10 protein-coding genes and 2 pseudogenes are annotated in these 16,750 nt (G+C 69.9%); 7 read left to right on the top strand and 5 right to left on the bottom strand.

Annotated features, from left to right (window positions below):
- Positions 1 to 336: 336 nt before the first annotated feature.
- The 4 genes and pseudogenes from pglZ to AB0G08_RS29050 form a co-directional block, all read left to right on the top strand.
- Positions 337 to 1,251, top strand: a pseudogene (gene pglZ / locus AB0G08_RS29035) (BREX-2 system phosphatase PglZ); the annotation flags it as partial.
- Between the two features lie 690 nt (positions 1,252 to 1,941).
- The gene (locus AB0G08_RS29040; protein ID WP_358093810.1) at positions 1,942 to 4,062 is read left to right on the top strand and encodes a GTPase domain-containing protein; all 2,121 of its coding nucleotides are present in this window, start codon (positions 1,942 to 1,944) and stop codon (positions 4,060 to 4,062) included.
- A complete protein-coding gene (locus AB0G08_RS29045; RefSeq protein ID WP_358093813.1) occupies positions 4,059 to 5,774 on the top strand; it encodes a GTPase in 1,716 nt (571 codons plus the stop codon). Before AB0G08_RS29040 ends, AB0G08_RS29045 begins: the two co-directional genes overlap by 4 nt.
- A 37-nt stretch (positions 5,775 to 5,811) precedes the next feature.
- Positions 5,812 to 5,966 (top strand): annotated as a pseudogene (locus tag AB0G08_RS29050) (helix-turn-helix transcriptional regulator); the annotation flags it as partial.
- A gap of 4 nt (positions 5,967 to 5,970) precedes the next feature.
- On the opposite strand, the gene AB0G08_RS29055 reads toward AB0G08_RS29050, so the two are convergent.
- The gene (locus tag AB0G08_RS29055) at positions 5,971 to 6,573 is read right to left on the bottom strand and encodes a hypothetical protein (RefSeq protein ID WP_358093816.1); all 603 of its coding nucleotides are present in this window, start codon (positions 6,571 to 6,573) and stop codon (positions 5,971 to 5,973) included.
- Between the two features lie 666 nt (positions 6,574 to 7,239).
- Here AB0G08_RS29055 and AB0G08_RS29060 point away from each other — a divergent pair.
- Entirely contained in the window at positions 7,240 to 7,812 is a 573-nt protein-coding gene (locus AB0G08_RS29060) for a hypothetical protein (protein WP_358093819.1), read from the top strand.
- A 367-nt stretch (positions 7,813 to 8,179) separates the two neighbouring features.
- On the opposite strand, the gene metH is transcribed toward AB0G08_RS29060, so the two are convergent.
- The gene (gene metH, locus AB0G08_RS29065; RefSeq protein WP_358093822.1) at positions 8,180 to 11,695 is read right to left on the bottom strand and encodes a methionine synthase; all 3,516 of its coding nucleotides are present in this window, start codon (positions 11,693 to 11,695) and stop codon (positions 8,180 to 8,182) included.
- Between the two features lie 261 nt (positions 11,696 to 11,956).
- Between metH and AB0G08_RS29070 the strand changes: the two genes are divergently transcribed.
- Positions 11,957 to 12,826 carry a PAC2 family protein gene (locus AB0G08_RS29070; protein WP_101409578.1) on the top strand — a complete coding sequence of 290 codons (870 nt, stop codon included), beginning with the start codon at positions 11,957 to 11,959 and terminating at the stop codon, positions 12,824 to 12,826.
- A gap of 128 nt (positions 12,827 to 12,954) precedes the next feature.
- Positions 12,955 to 13,746 carry a GntR family transcriptional regulator gene (locus AB0G08_RS29075; protein ID WP_358093825.1) on the top strand — a complete coding sequence of 264 codons (792 nt, stop codon included), beginning with the start codon at positions 12,955 to 12,957 and terminating at the stop codon, positions 13,744 to 13,746.
- A 120-nt stretch (positions 13,747 to 13,866) separates the two neighbouring features.
- On the opposite strand, the gene mshC is transcribed toward AB0G08_RS29075, so the two are convergent.
- The 3 genes from mshC to AB0G08_RS29090 form a co-directional block, all read right to left on the bottom strand.
- Positions 13,867 to 15,105 (bottom strand): cysteine--1-D-myo-inosityl 2-amino-2-deoxy-alpha-D-glucopyranoside ligase, encoded by a 1,239-nt coding sequence (gene mshC / locus AB0G08_RS29080; RefSeq protein ID WP_358093828.1) that lies wholly within the window; start codon positions 15,103 to 15,105, stop codon positions 13,867 to 13,869.
- Between the two features lie 109 nt (positions 15,106 to 15,214).
- Positions 15,215 to 16,033, bottom strand: coding sequence for an SCO1664 family protein (locus tag AB0G08_RS29085; RefSeq protein WP_358093831.1), 819 nt, complete (start codon positions 16,031 to 16,033; stop codon positions 15,215 to 15,217).
- Positions 16,030 to 16,617, bottom strand: a complete 588-nt coding sequence (locus AB0G08_RS29090; RefSeq protein ID WP_358093834.1) for a DUF3090 domain-containing protein — start codon at positions 16,615 to 16,617, stop codon at positions 16,030 to 16,032. Before AB0G08_RS29090 ends, AB0G08_RS29085 begins: the two co-directional genes overlap by 4 nt.
- Positions 16,618 to 16,750: the final 133 nt, after the last annotated feature.

The raw sequence follows: 16,750 nt of genomic DNA on the forward strand, positions 1-16,750 counted from the left end.
CAGTTGACCCAACCTCGCCCGGCACGGACCCGGCTCCCGGGGTCGGAGCTGGCCACCGGCGGGCACCCCCTCCCTCCCAGGTAAGCGGATGACCTGACCCTGAGCGGCTTTAGAGCCGACTCCTGGACGACCGGCACGCCTTCGTGCGGCCACCGCCCCCACGCTTGGGGCTTTCGAGTTGTCACAGCACTGGATCGAGTACGACCCGCTCGCCCGCACTTACCCTGGGCGGCGGCGTGGCGTGGTGGCCGCTCTGACGGCCGTCTCTCGGACGTCGCTGTTCGCCGGCGCTCTGAGCAGCGGTGAACAGAACAATGAGAAGCGTTTCTTCGCCGAAGGGCGATGGGCAAGGACGCCAAGATTTTCCACAAGGGACCGGCACGAGGCGGGGCCGGCGAGGGGTTCGCCGGTGAGCTGGCCTCGACGGTGGCTGACTCTGGTCACCTGGTCGCCGTAGTGATCAAGACGGTGGACGAGTCGCTCGCTCACGGCCGCGAAGGCAGCGAGGCCGGGTGGCAGCTCAGCGATGTCGGCTTCCTGCGCAGCCTGCTTGACCTCGCCCGCTCGTCCGGCCGGGCCGTCATTATCACCAGTGACCACGGGCACGTCTTGGAGCGTGGCGGCAACTACGTCCGGGCGGCCGACGCCGCCTCCGCCCGGCACCGAACAGGCTCCGATCCTGCCGGGTCGGGAGAAGTGGAGTTGATTGGCCCTCGGGTCGTCGCTCCTGACAACCGGATCGTCGCCTTGTGGGATCCGTTGCTGCGCTACCGGTCCAGCAAGGCCGGCTACCACGGCGGGGCATCGCTGGCGGAGGTCGCCATCCCTCTCCTGGCCTTCCTGCTGCCTCATGTGACCGATGTACCGGCCGGCTGGTCCGCCGTCGAGGTGCGCCAACCGCAGTGGTGCCAACTGGTGACTACTGGGGTTACACCGACACCGGAGCTGTCTCTTGCGGCTCCCAAGCCACGGCGGCGGCCGGCGGCCGTTACCGGCGATGCGTTGTTCGGCATTCCGGAAGCCTCGGCGACACCCGCGCCGCAGGCCGAGCGCGGCGACCTCGTCGACGAGCTGAAGGCGAGCGAATTGTTCGCTGCCCAGCACGCGTTGACACCCCGCCGTCTCGATATCAAGAAGGACCGAGGCGGGGCTACGCGCCCCGGTAGAGGCCAAGGGCCTGCTGCTGGCGGCCGTCCTCGCCGAACGCGACCTGGCCGACGGTCAGAGAGGGCCAGCCGAGCTGTGCCCTGAGTTTCTTTGTCAGGTTCTTGGTGCTGATCCCAGGATGGCGCGAGCGCAGTGCTCGCGCGACTCGGCCGAGTTGCGCGGTGGTGGCGCCGGCGGAGCCCTTGCCAGCGTTGTGTTTCGTTCGCCGGCGACCGGTCGAAGTCGTCATGCGTCCCCGTTTCCCGTGATGCGTTCACGAAGGATAAGGCCGATGACAGCGGACGTGCACGCTACAGACCGCTGCTTGCACCACCACACCCAGGTCGGTCTGCACGCCGATACCGAGGTTGATCATCTTGCCCCACGCTTTCGTCGGCCTCCACTGCGGCAAACTGCTGATTAGCCTTATCGCGTCGCCCCTCGGCAACCAGCCACCGCACAACCACCCTCTTGGAGGGGCCCTCACGTGGCGGGTGGGTTGAAGCTGTTCACGTGTACTCCCACACCAGGTTCGGCAGCGCTTCACCCCGGGCTCCCGGCATGGAGGTGGGCGCATATACGGTGAGCCTGTGCCCATCGGAGGTAAGGAGCGCGAGCGGCTGTGCGAGCTGATGACGGCCTATCTGGGTGCAGCATTTGCATGGTCATAGCGGGAGGTAAAGGCTCGCGCCTCGCGAGCGCTGTCACGGATGTCCGATGCGACTCAGGGTTACCCGTGACCTGGAAGGATCCCGGTCGGTCCAGTGCACCGGGGCGGGAAGCACACAAGAACGGATGAGCGGGATGGATAGGTCGCTAACGACCCTGTCCGCGGCATTCCGGGCGCTCCTAGTGGCCGATGGGCAGGATGTGTCCCGCGCGCTGACACGGGCAGCGCGGGAGATCGACGCGCAGATCATCGGCAGTGAACATCGCTGGTCGCTCGGGAACGCCGTCGATTATCTACACCACAGCGCGGTGCGTCTGGAAGCCATCTGTGAGTCGCTTACGGACCGTGATGTCGAACGGCCTTTCCGTGTCGTCCTGATGGGCCAGACGATGGCAGGCAAGAGCACGCTGTTCGAGTATCTGTCAGGCGGCGACGGGGCACGCGTCGGCGATGGCCGACAACGGTTCTCTCGAGAGGCCTGCATCCGAGTCGCGACGGAGATCGGTGTCGAGATCGTCGATACCCCAGGTGTCGGCGCCATGGACGGCAAGGAGGACTACGAGGTCGCGTTCAGTCAGGTCGCCGACGCGGACCTGATCCTCTGGGTGGCCACCACCCGAGCTACCCAGGAACAGACCGGGCAGGCGCTCGAACGGCTGGCCGACCTGGGCAAGCCGATCCTCGTGGCCCTGAACTGTCTCAAGGACGTCACCGACGAGATCGGCCTGCTCGACATGCTCGACGAGCCCGAACTCGTGTTCGGTGGCGACGCCGTGGGGAACCTGGCACCGATCCGCCGCTATCTTTCCCGCGCGGGCGGGTGTTACATCGATGCGGTGGCGATTCACGCCCAGGCTGCCCGCCTGGCGCTCTCCGGTGCGCTGGACACCGATGAGGCCCGCACCCTGCACGCCAACAGCCGGATCGACTCCCTGGTCAGCGCACTTCGCCTCCACGCGGACCGTACCTTCGCTCAGCGGCGCATTGTCAGCATCTGCGATAGTCTGCGCCTCGCACTCCTGGACACCGCCGACGCGGTGGAGACCGCACACGCCACGGCATCCTCGGCCCTCACCGCTGGCCTGGGGATGCAGCTCGAATTCCGTAAGCGCGGATTCCGGCGGGTAGACGATGCGTACGAGGAGCTTCAGGCCGCCTTCTCGGCAGCCATCACCGCCCGTGAACGCTGGGCCGAAAGCGTTGACGTCGACCGGGACCTGGACGAGCTCAACGAACGGCTGAACAACGAGATGGCCGCCCTCCGCACGGATCTCGAGCGGTCCGTCGCCGACGTCGGCCAGCGACTGCAGGCGGACCTTGAGGGCGTCGCGGTTGATGTGGCCGGCGACTGGACGGGGTTCGGTGGCGGTGGCTTCCGTGAGCTCGGTGGCAGAGGCACGGTCTGGGGTAATCGCGCGGTCAAGGTCGGCGGGCGTATCGCCGTGGGGATGGGCGGACTGATGGCTGGCGCGAAGGCTGGCGCGCTCATCGGTACCTTTCTGGGACCCGGTCTCGGGACCGCGATAGGTGCGGTGTCCGTCGGCGTCATCGGCCTCGTCTCCAGCCTTCTCGGGCTCGACCGGTTGATCGACTGGATCGGTGATCGAAGCTTCCGAAGCGCCGCAGAGGTGCGCGAGCGCCGCCGCCGGAAGGTCCGTGACCAGATGTCGGAGCTGCTGCTGAAGTTCCGGGAGAATCTTGTGCCAGTGGGTGAAAGGGTGCGGCAGGACTGGCTCGACGCGGTCGAGGGCGAGGCCGCCCGACAGTACGCGGCCAGTGCCGTACTCGAGCGGTCCATCGCGGTGTTGGGGCGTCTCGCATCGGAGGAGATCGAGCCGGTGAACGTCCGGATCGATACCGAACTCGCTCGTGAGCTCCTGCGCTGCACGGGCCGGGAGCGGGCGGCGTCGGCCGTCATCCGTGCGACCCGATGGCGAGGTGCGGGCATGGCGGTCGAGGTCCCGGAGCCGGTCTTCGATGAGCTCGTGCACTCCCCGGCATCGGAGTGCGTGGAACGGATCGTGCCCACGTCGGCGCAGTCGCCGGCGGCCGCCAGCGCGCTCCAGATCATCCGGCACCTGGCGGATCGCGCGGTGACCGTCCGCGAGATGGGCCCGGACAGCCTGGAGGTCGCTCTGGATGCGCCGGTGGCGCCAGGAGCTCAGGAAGCATGGCATGCGCTCGCGCGCGTTCACACCGGAGTCGATGTGCGGATCAGGGAAGTGGCCGAAGGGGGCCTCTCGTGACGAATGTTCTCGTGCATGAACTGCCATCGCGTGCGCAGGAGCTGATGTCACGCCTGCAGCAGCTCCTGCGATCGAGTTCCGGCGATTTCGCCGGAGAGCTTCTGGCCCGCGCGCGCATGCAGTCCCGGCAAAAGCCGCGGATGGTCCTCACCGGTCAGTTCAGCAGTGGTAAGTCGAGTCTGATCAAAGCGTTGACCGACGGTGGCGTGGACCCCGTCATCGACGCGGACATCGCCACCGACGCCGTCAACGAGTACGAGTGGGACGGTGCGGTGGTACTCGTCGACACGCCGGGTGTCCAATCGGGTCTGCGCAGCCATGACGCCCTGGCCGTCGGTGCGATCGGCGACGCGGACTTCATCCTGTTCGTCATCACCGTGAACCTCTTCGACGACGCATCTAGGGACTATCTGCGGCGTCTGGCGCACGGTCGCCAGCTTTCCGGGCAGATGATCGTGGTAATCACGCAGGCCGGCATGCAGAGAGCGGGCGAGGGCATACGCGAAAAGGCGGTCCAGGACGCGCTCGGTACCTCGACGTTCAATCTTCCGATCGCAGAGGTCGACTCCGTATATTACCTCCGGAGCCTGGGCGGCGGTCCGCGGGCCGAGATGCTTCGCACACGATCCGGTATCGACGAGCTGCGCGCGCAGATCAACAAGATTAGTGAAGAGCGAGGACAGCTGGCTCAGCTCCGGCAGCCGTTGCACTTGATTCGCCAGCTGTGTGACGAGGCGCAGCAGCTGTTCGCGGCGGACCCCCAGTCGCAGACCGCGCTCGGCCTGCTTGCCCGGCAGCGTTCCACGGTTTCCGACCGTCGCTACATGATCGAGCGGTCGTTCCTCCAGGCCGAGTCGCAGTTCAAGTCGGCGTGCCTGGTCGATGTGACGGCGTTCGTCGATACGGCGACGAGTCTGCCCGCTGACGGTTCACGGGCGAGAGAGATTCTCGACGCGTCCGAGGCGAGGCTGGTGGAAGCACTTGATCGTCATGCCGAGCAGTTCGCCGACGCGATCAACAGGCTGACCGAGATGCAGTTCGGCAGGTTGTCGGAACAGCTGCTGGAGATCGGCACTAGCAATCGCGCTCAGCAGCTTTCTCCGCCGGCGGGCGATGTGGCACTGGAAACGCCGGGCGGCGTGCGGGCCACAAGATCGGACCAGGCTGCGCATGACCGGGCCGCCGCAACAGTGGACTGGCGGAAGGTCACCGACCAGATCACTAAAGGGCAGAAATGGTGGGGCGCCGGGGACGGTCTCAAGAGCGCGTCAGGGTCGGTCGGCCACAACATCGTCAAAGATGTCGGTCACCTGTTCGGGAAGAAGTTCAAGCCCTGGGAGGCGCTGAAGATCGCTGACAGGATCGGCAAAGCCGCCAAGATCGGCGGCTTCGCGATACAGATCGGGCTGACCGGTTATGAGGTCTGGAGAGGCGAACGCGAAGCGCGTACGGCTCAACTCGAGAGCGAGCGCCAGCACGCGGCGTTCGTTACGGAGATCATGGGACATGCTGACAAGATCGCGGTCGATGCGCGCCGGCAACTCTGGGAGATCATCGGCACGCCCATGGACGCATTCCTGACCGACGTCCAAGCCGCGCAGGACGAGATTCTCGGCGCTGAGCTCGCGCGCGGAACCGCCACCCGCGAACTGAGTGCGATTGCATCGGAGGCGGATCGTCTCCTGACCGACAGTTCTGGAGACAGTAGGTAGCAGCGACGCACCCAGGCGCCATCACCTTCGGCTTGCGGGGCTATGCAACGAGGAGATCGCCGCGAGCATGGTCATCAGCCCGCTGACCGCCGAGACTCACGTCAGCCGCGCGATGACCAAGCTGCACTGCCGCGACTGCGCTCAACTGGTGGTGTGGGCCTACGAGCCGGCCTGATCACGCCCCAGCGTCGATATCTCAGATCCAGCCGTTTCCGCGTGCGTGGATGGTCGCCTCGGTGCGGTTGGCGACACCCCATCGTTCATAGATGGCGGGCAGGACGCGAAACATCATTCTCTCGGAGTAACCCGCGTGCGCGGCCAGACGTGCGACCGTGAAGCCCTGGGCGAGCAGACGTATCCACGAAATCTCGATCTCGGTAGGGACATGTCCGGCTTGCGGTGACCGGGACAGTGACGTCAGAGCCCGGACCATGTCGGCCGGAAGGATGCTGCGGCCCGAGGCGGCCGCCGACAGGACGCTGCGCACCGTACCGGCGTCGGCTTCCGCGCCGCCCACGGCGCCGGAGGTCAGCGCTCGCACGCAACGGTCCACATCGCCGTTCTCGATGACGGCAACCACTGCGGTTCGCGGCCGGCTGTCCCTCAGCGCCGCGAGCAGTGCCCAATCCGACGGGTAGAGCAGCGTCAGCGAAATGAGACGCGGTCCTGCATACCCGTTCCAGGTGAATAGATCGCCGGGGAATTCGACATCGTGGCCGGTGTCGCGCATTACGTCGGCGATCCCCCGGCCGAACATGGGAAGCGGATCTGAAACGGCGATCCGAATGCTACTCGACAAGCTGCTCCTATCGTCCTTCGCCGGTGCGAGCGGAAGGCGGAAGGTGGCGCCGACGCGGCGTGGCCGCGACAGGATACCGCCATGGACGGCACCTCACCGCCATCGAGGACGTCACAGACGCGCAGAGTGCGGGCATCGTAACTTCGGGTGCACGCATCTCGGAGTCGCCATTCTTCCAACCGTGCCGGACCGCCTATCCCCGCTTGCGGACAACCAGTTCCGCGCAGCGGTCCTTCGTGCCTATGCATGCAACCGAAGAGTGATGACTGTGGTCAATGAAAATCATCGATCAATTGGCCCGGGCGACGCTCCCTCGAATCGGAAGGAATGGCGACGCGGTGACTGGGTCCGACGGCGACAGCCCCGGCCAGATCAGGAGCTACGGGCGAGGTCGTGCACGTCAACCGGGCTGGCCTGCGCCGACTCCGGGTCCGCCGGACCGATGGGTCCGCCAGTAGCGTTTCGGTGCGGTCGGTGCTCAAGATCTAGTGAGAGAAGGGTGACGCCGACCCGCGGGCCACCGCCGTCATCGCGGCGACCAGATCGTCGTCGTCCTGCTCACCGAAGGCGCCGAGCAGGACGGTGCTGCGATTGACGGCACCTAGCTCACGTGGTCCTACACATCGATTTTCCAGTCAGGTCGCACCCCCTGGCATCCTCGTCCCCATGGAGGACCTCATCGGCACGCAGGCACCACAGCAACGGATCACGGACCCGGCTGCGGCAGTGCATGCCCTGGAGCGGGCGATTCCCTGCCTCCCCCAGCACCGCCGGCCCGAGCCCGCCGCCGTGGACTGGCCTCTGCTAGAAGGGGGACTGAGCACACGCCTGCCGGCCGACTACAAGCTGCTCGCTGCGCTCTACCCCACCTTCACCCTCGGCGGCTTCTTGGTTCTCGGTCTTCCAGAGCCGGGCGCCGAGCAGCACAGGCTGCACGGCATTCGCAGCGACCTAAAGATCATCGAGGACTGGTGGGAAGCGGACATGTCCATCGGGTTGCGCCCCCACCCCGCTCCTGGAGGCCTGCTTCCCTGGGCCACTTCGAACGAGGGCGATGTCTTTCTCTGGACCACAACCGGCGCCGGACCCGACGACTGGCCGGTCACTGTCGCATCCCGCAACGGCGGCTGGTGGCACTACACAGGCGGGGCGGTCCAGTTCCTGGCCGAACTGATCGACGGCACCCTGCAACCGTGGGAACTGCCGCCACTCCGCCTGAGGTCACCCCACCGCCCCTGACCGAGGGTCGCGTCCCATGCTCTGAGGCGTTCCGCAGTGTCGCCGGTCTGACGTTGAACGATGCGTTCTTCCGCCACGTCTCGGGGACGTCCTTCGGCACACCTACGCCTCAGTTCTCCTGGCCGGGGAGGGCATCAAGGCCCTGTCGACCTACCTCGGCAACGCCGCCCCCGGCTTCACCCTGCGGACCTACACGCACCTCCTGCCGACCAGCGAGGACCGTACGCGCCGGGCCATTGATGCAGCGTTCGGTGAGGACCAGGCTGCCGAGGACGGCCCGGAAGCAGCTGACGGCCTGGCGACGGCATGATCCTGGCTCCGGAAACCTCCGGACGACCTGCACCGCAGCTCAGGGCACCTACGTCCGTCACTTGGCGTTGAAGTAGCTCGCCTCCGGGTGGTGCACCACGATCGCGTCCGTCGCCTGCTCCGGCATCAGCTGGAACTCCTCCGACAGCTGCACGCCGATCCGCTCCGCACCCAGCAGCTCCACGATCTTCGCCCGGTCCTCCAGGTCCGGGCAGGCCGGGTAGCCGAACGCGTACCGGCAGCCCCGGTAGTCGGTGCGCAGCAGACCCGCCAGGTCCGTCGGGTCGTCGTCGGCCACCGTACGACCGCCGGGCAGGATCAGCTCGGCGCGGATCCGCCGGTGCCAGTACTCCGCCAGGGCCTCGGTGAGCTGCACCGACAGCCCGTGCACCTCCAGGTAGTCGCGGTACTCGTTGCGGGCGAACATCTTGGCCGTGTACTCACTGATCGGCTGCCCCACCGTGACCAGCTGCAACGCCACCACGTCCAGTTCGTCGCCGCGCGGCCGGAAGAAGTCGGCCAGGCAGAGGCGCCGCTCCTGCCGCTGCCGGGGGAAGGAGAACCGCGCCCGCTCGGAGTGCCCGTTCTCGTCCAGCACGACCAGGTCGTTGCCCTCGGCGTACGCGGGGAAGTAGCCGTACACCACGGCCGCCTCCAACACCTGGTCGGCGATCAGCCGGTCCAGCCAGTAGCGCAGCCGGGGCCGTCCCTCGGTCTCCACCAGTTCCTCGTAGGACGGGCCCTGCCCGCTGCGGGCGCCCCGCAGGCCCCACTGCCCGAGGAAGGTGGCCCGCTCGTCGAGCAGCGCCGCGTAGTCGGCCAGCGGCACGCCCTTGACCACCCGGGTGCCCAGGAATGGCGGGGCGGGCACCTCCACGTCGGTGGCCACGTCGGACCGGACCGAGGCGTCGTCCAGTTCCGGCAACGACTCGCTGACGATCGCCCGCTGTCGCTCTCGGCGCGCCCGGCGGGCCGCCAGCGCCGCCTCCCGCTCCGCGTCGATGACCGGCGCCCCACCGCGCTTCGCCGTCATCACCCGGTCCATCAGCGACAGCCCCTCGAAGGCGTCCCGGGCGTAGTGCACCTGGCCGGGGAACATCGCCCGCAGGTCGTCCTCGACGTACGCCCGGGTCAGCGCCGCCCCGCCCAGCAGCACCGGCCAGCGCTCCGCGACGCCGCGCGACGCCATCTCGGCGAGGTTCTCCTTCATGATCACGGTGCTCTTGACCAGCAGGCCGGACATGCCGATCGCATCGGCCCGGTGCTGCTCGGCGGCCTCCAGGATTGCGTTGATCGGCTGCTTGATGCCGATGTTCACGACCTCGTAGCCGTTGTTGGACAGGATGATGTCGACCAGGTTCTTGCCGATGTCGTGCACGTCACCGCGCACCGTGGCCAGCACGATGCGGCCCTTGCCGCCGTCCTCGGCGGTCTCCATGTGCGGCTCCAGGTACGCCACCGCCGTCTTCATCACCTCGGCGGACTGGAGCACGAACGGCAGCTGCATCTGACCGGAACCGAACAGCTCACCGACGACCTTCATCCCATCGAGCAGGATGTCGTTGATGATGGACAGCGGGCTGCGCCCCTGCGCCATCGCCGCGTCCAGGTCGGCCTCCAGGCCGTTGCGCTCGCCGTCGATGATCCGCCGCTTGAGCCGCTCCTCCAGCGGCAGCGCGGCCAGCTCCTCCGCCCGCCCGGCACGCGCCGACGCGGCGTCCACGCCCTCGAAGATCTCGATGAACCTCTGCACCGGGTCGTAGCCCTCGCGGCGCCGGTCGTAGACGAGGTCCAGCGCCGCCTCCCGCTGCTCGTCGGGGATCTTGTTGAACGGCAGGATCTTGCTGGCGTGCACGATGGCGCTGGTCAGGCCGGCCTCGCGGCACTCGTGCAGGAAGACCGAGTTGAGCACCTGCCGGGCCGCCGGGTTGAGCCCGAACGAGACGTTGGAGATGCCGAGGGTGAAGTTGACACCCGGATAGCGGCGGGCGATCTCCCGAATCGCCTCGATGGTCTCGATGCCGTCGCGCCGGGTCTCCTCCTGGCCGGTGGCGATCGGGAACGTCAGCGCGTCGATCAGGATGTCCGCGCGGTCCATCCCCCACCGTCCGGTGAGGTCGTCGATCAGCCGGCCCGCGACCCGCACCTTCCAGTCGGCGGTGCGCGCCTGTCCCTCCTCGTCGATGAGCAGCGCCACCACGGCGGCGCCGTGCTCCCTGACGATGGGCATCACCCGGGCGTATCGGGAATTCGGCCCGTCCCCGTCCTCGAAGTTGACCGAGTTGACCACGCACCGGCCGCCGAGCATCTCCAGCCCCGCCTCGATCACCGGCGGCTCGGTCGAGTCCAGCATGATCGGCAGGGTGGAGGCGGTGGCGAAGCGGCCCGCGAGCTCCCGCATGTCCTGCGTGCCGTCGCGCCCGACGTAGTCGACGCAGAGGTCCAGCAGGTGCGAGCCGTCGCGGGCCTGGCTACGGGCGATCTCCACGCAGGCGCGCCAGTCGCCGGCGAGCATGGCCTCGCGGAACGCCTTGGAGCCGTTGGCGTTGGTCCGCTCCCCCACCATCAGCAGGGAGGCGTCCTGGGCGAACGGCACCGGGTGGTAGACCGACGAGACGCCGGCCTCGTGCCGCGGCTCGCGGGGCGCCGGGCGCGTGCCGTGCAGGCGCTCGGCCAGGACCCGGATGTGCTCGGGGGTGGTGCCGCAGCAGCCGCCGACCAGCGAGACGCCGTACTCGGTGACGAACCGCTCCAGCGCGTCGGCCAGCTCCACCGGGGTCAGCGGGAAGTACGCCCCGTCGGCGGTCAGCACCGGCAGGCCCGCGTTCGGCATCACCGACAGCGGGATCCGGGAGTGCCGGGAGAGGTAGCGCAGGTGCTCGCCCATCTCGGCCGGGCCGGTCGAGCAGTTGAGCCCGATCAGGTCGACCCCCAGCGGCTCGATGGCCGCCAGCGCCGCCCCGATCTCGCTGCCCACCAGCATGGTGCCGGTGGTCTCCACCGCGACGTGGCAGATGATCGGGACCGGCCGGCCGAGCCGGGCCATGGCCCGCTTCGAGCCGACCACCGCGGCCTTGACCTGGAGCAGGTCCTGGCAGGTCTCCACGATCAGCGCGTCCGACCCGCCCTCGATCAGGCCCTCGGCGTTCTCCTGGTACGCGTCGCGCAGCGTCGCGTAGTCGGCGTGGCCGAGGGTGGGCAGCTTGGTGCCCGGGCCGATCGAGCCCAGCACGAAGCGGGGCCGCTCCGGGGTGGCGTACGCGTCGGCGGCCTCGCGGGCGAGGCGGGCCCCGGCCTCGGAGAGCTCGCGGATGCGGTGCTGGAGGTCGTACTCACCCAGGTTGGCCAGGTTGGCCCCGAAGGTGTTGGTCTCGACGCAGTCCGCGCCGGCGGCCAGGTAGGCCTCGTGCACCCCGCGCACGACGTCCGGCCGGGTGGCGTTGAGGACCTCGTTGCAGCCCTCGTGGCCCTCGAAGTCGTCCAGGGTGAGGTCGGCCGCCTGCAGCATCGTGCCCATGGCGCCGTCGGCGATGAGAATCCGGTCTGCCAGTACGTCGAGCAATGAGGTCCGCACGGGATCAGGTTAGTGCCGTCGCGACCCGATCGATTGCCCCGATCGTGCCTTCCCACATTGTGTCAGCGGGATCACGCTGTCCGGTTCATCGTGGTATGGGCGGCCGTCGCCGGGCACGACCGGCGCGGCCGACGGGCCGCATCCCGCCCCGACACGTAGGCTGGCGGACGTGAAGGACAACAGCTACAGCACCACGCCCGGCGGGCGGACGACCGGGTCCGGTCCCGGTGCCGGCCCCGACGAGCAGGGTGAGGTGACGGCGTGACCGAGTTCGACGGACTGCCGGTGCTGCGGTCCCCCGTGGCGATCGCCGCGTTCGAGGGCTGGAACGACGCCGCCGACGCGTCCACCGCCGCAGTCGAGCACCTGGAGCAGGTCTGGCAGGCCCGGCAGGTCACCGAACTGGACCCGGAGGACTTCTACGACTTCCAGGTCAGTCGCCCCACCATCACCATGGCCGAGGGCGAGACCCGCCGGGTGGAGTGGCCGACGACGCGCTTCATGGTGGCCAGCCCCGAGGGCACCGAGCGGGACGTCGTGCTGATCCGGGGCATCGAGCCGAGCATGCGGTGGCGCACCTTCTGCGAGCAGGTGCTCGAGATCTGCCACAGCCTGGAGGTCGAGCGGGTGGTCGTGCTCGGCGCGCTGCTGGCCGACGTGCCGTACACCCGGCCGCTGCCGATCAGCGGCAGCGCCTCCGACGCGGAGGCCGCTCAGCGCTACCAGCTCACCCCCACCCGCTACGACGGGCCGACCGGGATCGTCGGCGTGCTGCACGACGCCTGCAACAAGGCCGAGGTCGACGCCGTCTCGTTCTGGGTGCACGTGCCGCACTACGCCAACAACCCGCCCTGCCCGAAGGCCACCCTCGCCCTGCTGCACCGCGTCGAGGAGGTGCTCGACCTGCCGGTGCCGATGGCCGACCTGGCCGAGGAGGCCGCCGAGTGGGAGCAGCGGGTGCGCAGCGCCGCCGAGCAGGACGCGGAGCTCGGCGAATACGTGCGCGAGCTGGAGGAACGCGTCGGCGACGCGGGCATCACCCCGCTGACCGGTGACGAGATCGCCCAGGAGTTCGAGAAGTACCTGCGCCGCCGGGGCGGCTCCGCCGGCCCCACCGCCGGCTCCTGGTAATACCCCCGCCTGCCCCACCGGGCCCCGGACGCGTGTCGTCCGGGGCCCGGTGCTTCGGCGTGTCCGGGGTGGCGCTGTCACCACCTCTAGGGCATCCTAGGAACCTAGTTGCAAGCGAGGAGGCGGGCATGCAGATCAATCCGGGGGCGGCCGAGTTCCCGCACCGGCAGATCGCCGCGCAGCTCAAGACCCAGATCCGCCGCGGCGACTGGGCGCCGGGCGAGCGGCTACCGTCCATCCCGGCCATCGCCGAGATGTTCGGCGTGGCGAAGCAGACCGTGCAGCGCGCCGTCGACCAGCTGCGGGTCGAGGGCATCCTGATTACCAAGCCCGGCTCCGGGACGTACGTCCGAGGCACCCGGCGGCGGCTCAACCGGCTCTCCCGGGGCCGGTACGGCGGCTTCCGCGGCTACCACACCGACCTGGCCGCGCGGTACCGGCAGCAGCTCGTCTCGGTCGGCCGGGCCCCCGCCCCGCCGGAGGTGGCCGACGCGTTCGGGGTGGCCGACGGCACGGACCTGCTCTGCCGCCGCCACCTCGTGCGCACCGAGGACTCCCCCGTCGAGGTGGGCGCCTCGTGGTTCCTACCCGCCGACACCGCCGGCACCTCGCTGGAGCGCGCCGAGGCGTTCGGCCGCCCGCTCTACCAGGAGGCCGAGGAGGCCACCGGCCGGCGGTACGTCTCGGCCACCGACACCATCAGCGCCCGTCAGCCCAGCCGGGAGGAGGCCGAGATCCTCCAGATCCGCCCCGACACCCCCGTGCTGCACCTGCTGCACGTCGCCTACGACGGCCAGCGCAAGCCGATCGAGGTCGCCCAGGCCACCTGGCCCGGCCCGGTCACCACGCTGACCGAGGAGTACAAGATCCCCGCCCCGGCCCCCGACCCCACCCCGGACCCCGGCCTGGTCCTGGGCTGACCTGCCCCCACCCCGTCGATCATGCAGTTCTGGTGGGCGGTTACCGCCGTTAAGCACCTTTCGCGGGGCACCACAACTGCATGATCGACGCCGCGAGGGGCGGGGCGGGGTCGGGTGGAGTCAGAGGCGGATGCCGAGGAGGGCGTCCAGCGTGGCGGCGAAGAGGGCGGGGGCGGCCGGGTCGTCGGCGGTGCCGGCGAGGGTCGCCTCGGCCCACCCGTCGGCCAGCGCCAGGGCGCCCGGCGAGTCCAGGTCGTCGGCGACGCGGGCGCGTACGCCGGCCAGGAACTCCTCGCCCGACGGGCCGGCGGGCGCGGCGGCGGCCCGCCGCCAGCGGGCCAGCCGCTCCTGCGCCGCCGCGAGCAGCTCGTCGGTCCAGGTGCGGTCGGCGCGGTAGTGCCCGGAGAGCAGGGCCAGCCGGACCGCCATCGGGTCGACCTGGTCGGCGCGCAGCCGGGAGACGAAGACCAGGTTGCCCCGGGACTTCGACATCTTCTCGCCGTCCAGGCCGATCATGCCGGCGTGCACGTAGTGGTCGGCGAACGGCGCCGCGCCGGTGAGCCGCTCGGCGTGCGCCGCGGAGCACTCGTGGTGCGGGAAGATCAGGTCGTTGCCGCCGCCCTGCACGTCGATCCGGTCGCCGAGCAGGTTGAGCGCGATGACCGCGCACTCGATGTGCCAGCCGGGGCGGCCCGCGCCCAGCTCGCCGCCCGGCCAGGACGGCTCGCCCTCGCGGGCGCCCCGCCACAGCAGCGGGTCGAGCGGGTCGCGCTTGCCGGCCCGGTCCGGGTCGCCGCCGCGCTCGGGGAAGATCTCCAGCATCTGCTCGCGGCTCAGGTTGGACTCGTAGCCGAAGTGGGAGGAGGCGGCGACGTCGAAGTAGACGTCGCCGGTGCCGTCCTCCAGGCGGTACGCGGCCCCGTCCTTGAGCAGCAGGAGAACCTTGTCGGCGATCTCGGGGATCGACTCGACCGCGCCGACGTAGTGAGCCGGCGGGATGATCCGCAGCGCCTCCATGTCCTCCCGGAACAGCGCGGTCTCCCGCATCGCCAGGACCTTCCAGTCCTCGCCGTCCCGCTCGGCCCGCTCCAGCAGCGGGTCGTCGATGTCGGTGACGTTCTGCACGTAGCGCACGTCCCGGCCGGCGTCCCGCCACACCCGCTGCACCAGGTCGAACGCGATCATGGTGGCGGCGTGACCCAGGTGCGTGGCGTCGTACGGGGTGATGCCGCAGACGTACATGGTCGCGGTGCCGGTCGGATCGCTCGGGTGGGCGCCCTGCCGCGCCGAGTCGAACAACGACAGCGGCTGGCCCCTGCCCGGCAGCCGCGGCACCTCATGTCCCGCCCAAGAGTCCATGACCGTCAGCCTAACCAGCCGGCGCGGCGCGGCAGGCCCGCCCCACAGTGATCATCACGACAACGCCGTGGGGTGGGACGCCGGGGCCGGATCGCCGCCCGGCGGGCGCTCACATGGGGGGCCAGGGCACCGCCGGCCAGTCCTGCGACGGCTGCGGGAACAGGCCGGTGTGCCGCAGCCGGTCGACCCGGGCCGCCAGCTCGGCGACCTCCCGGATGGTCAGGTGTTCGGCCAGCTCGGCGCCGAGCGCCCCGGGGAGCTGGCCGGCGAGCGCGTCGAGCATCTGCACGGCGTCCGCCGGCAGCTGCCGGCCCGCCCAGCCCCAGAGCACCGTGCGCAGCTTCTCCTCGACGTGGAAGCTCACCCCGTGGTCGACGCCGTAGATCCGGTCGTCCGGGCCGACCAGCACGTGCCCGCCCTTGCGGTCCGCGTTGTTGATCACCGCGTCGAGCACCGCGAGCCGCGCCAGCCTCGGATCGTCGGCGTGCGCCAGCGCGTACGGTGTGCCGTCGTCGTCGCGGGCCGCGGCGATCGCGAACCAGCGGGGCGGCAGCGCGTCGGCCGGCACGAACCCGACCAGGGGCTCGGCCTCCTCCGGCTCGTCGATCCAGAGCTGGCACGATCCGGGCCCGAACGGGCCGTCGCGCAGCACCGTCGGCGGCACCAGGTCCCACCCGGTGGCCCGGGAGACCACGTACGCCGAGACCTCCCGGCCGGCCAGCGTGCCGTCCGGGAAGTCCCACAGCGGGCGCTCACCCCGCACCGGCTTGTAGACGCAGCGGGCCGTCACCCCGTCGAGGGTCAGGATGCCGCGCAGGGTGGTGTTGGAGGCGTCGACGAGCCGCCCCTCCAGGTCGAGGTGGCCGTCCCGGAGCAACCGGAGCGCGGCCTCGCCGTCCTGTCGGGGCTGGAGGTCCGACGACGTCACCGGTGGTAACCGTTGTGGCGCGGGCAGAGGTGACCGGCGGGATCCAGCGGCTGGCCGCAGAGCGGGCAGGGCGGACGGCCGGCGTTGACCACCCGCCGGGCCCGCTCGATGAACTGGCGGGTCGCCTCGGGGGTCAGCCGCACCCGGAGCCGGTCGAGGTCCTCGTCCGGCTCCTCGTCCTCGTCCTCGGCGTCCTCGTCGTCGTCGGGCTCCACACCGAGCTCGACCTCGACCTCCGCCTCGCCCACGGCGATGGCCTCGATCACCACGGTCGCGGTGTCGACGTCGAACGCCAGCCCGAGCGTGCCGACCCGGAACTCCTCGTCGACCGGCGTGTCCAGCGGGTCGTTGTCGCCGACGACGGCCACCGGCTCGGGCAGTTCCACGCCGAAGCGGCGCTGCGCCTCGGAGAGCAGCTCCTCGAGCTTCTCGGCCAGCAACGACATCTGGACCTTCTCCAGCGCGACGCTGACCAGCCGGCCACCGCCGCGCGCCTGGAGGAAGAACGTGCGCTCCCCCGGCGGCCCGACCGTCCCGGCGACGAACCGCTCCGGCGGCTCGAAGGCGTGCACCTGGTGGGTCATACCCACGACCCTATCCGGCCCGCCACGGCGCCGCGCACCCCACCGACGCGAATCGCCGCGCGCCCGCCGCGCCCGGCGCACCGGTCGCCGCAGCCGGGCGTGGCGACCTGCGGGACCGCCGGCCCGCACCGGC

Origin of the sequence: Micromonospora sp. NPDC023644 (assembly GCF_040640115.1) — a bacterium.
In the GTDB taxonomy this organism is placed as follows: Bacteria; Actinomycetota; Actinomycetes; order Mycobacteriales; family Micromonosporaceae; genus Micromonospora.

Coding starts and splice junctions, on each gene's coding strand:
- mshC (WP_358093828.1), bottom strand. CDS start 15,105: ATGGACTCTTGGGCGGGACATGAGGTGCCGCGGCTGCCGGGCAGGGGC.
- AB0G08_RS29090 (WP_358093834.1), bottom strand. CDS start 16,617: ATGACCCACCAGGTGCACGCCTTCGAGCCGCCGGAGCGGTTCGTCGCC.
- AB0G08_RS29075 (WP_358093825.1), top strand. CDS start 12,955: ATGCAGATCAATCCGGGGGCGGCCGAGTTCCCGCACCGGCAGATCGCC.
- AB0G08_RS29040 (WP_358093810.1), top strand. CDS start 1,942: ATGAGCGGGATGGATAGGTCGCTAACGACCCTGTCCGCGGCATTCCGG.
- AB0G08_RS29060 (WP_358093819.1), top strand. CDS start 7,240: ATGGAGGACCTCATCGGCACGCAGGCACCACAGCAACGGATCACGGAC.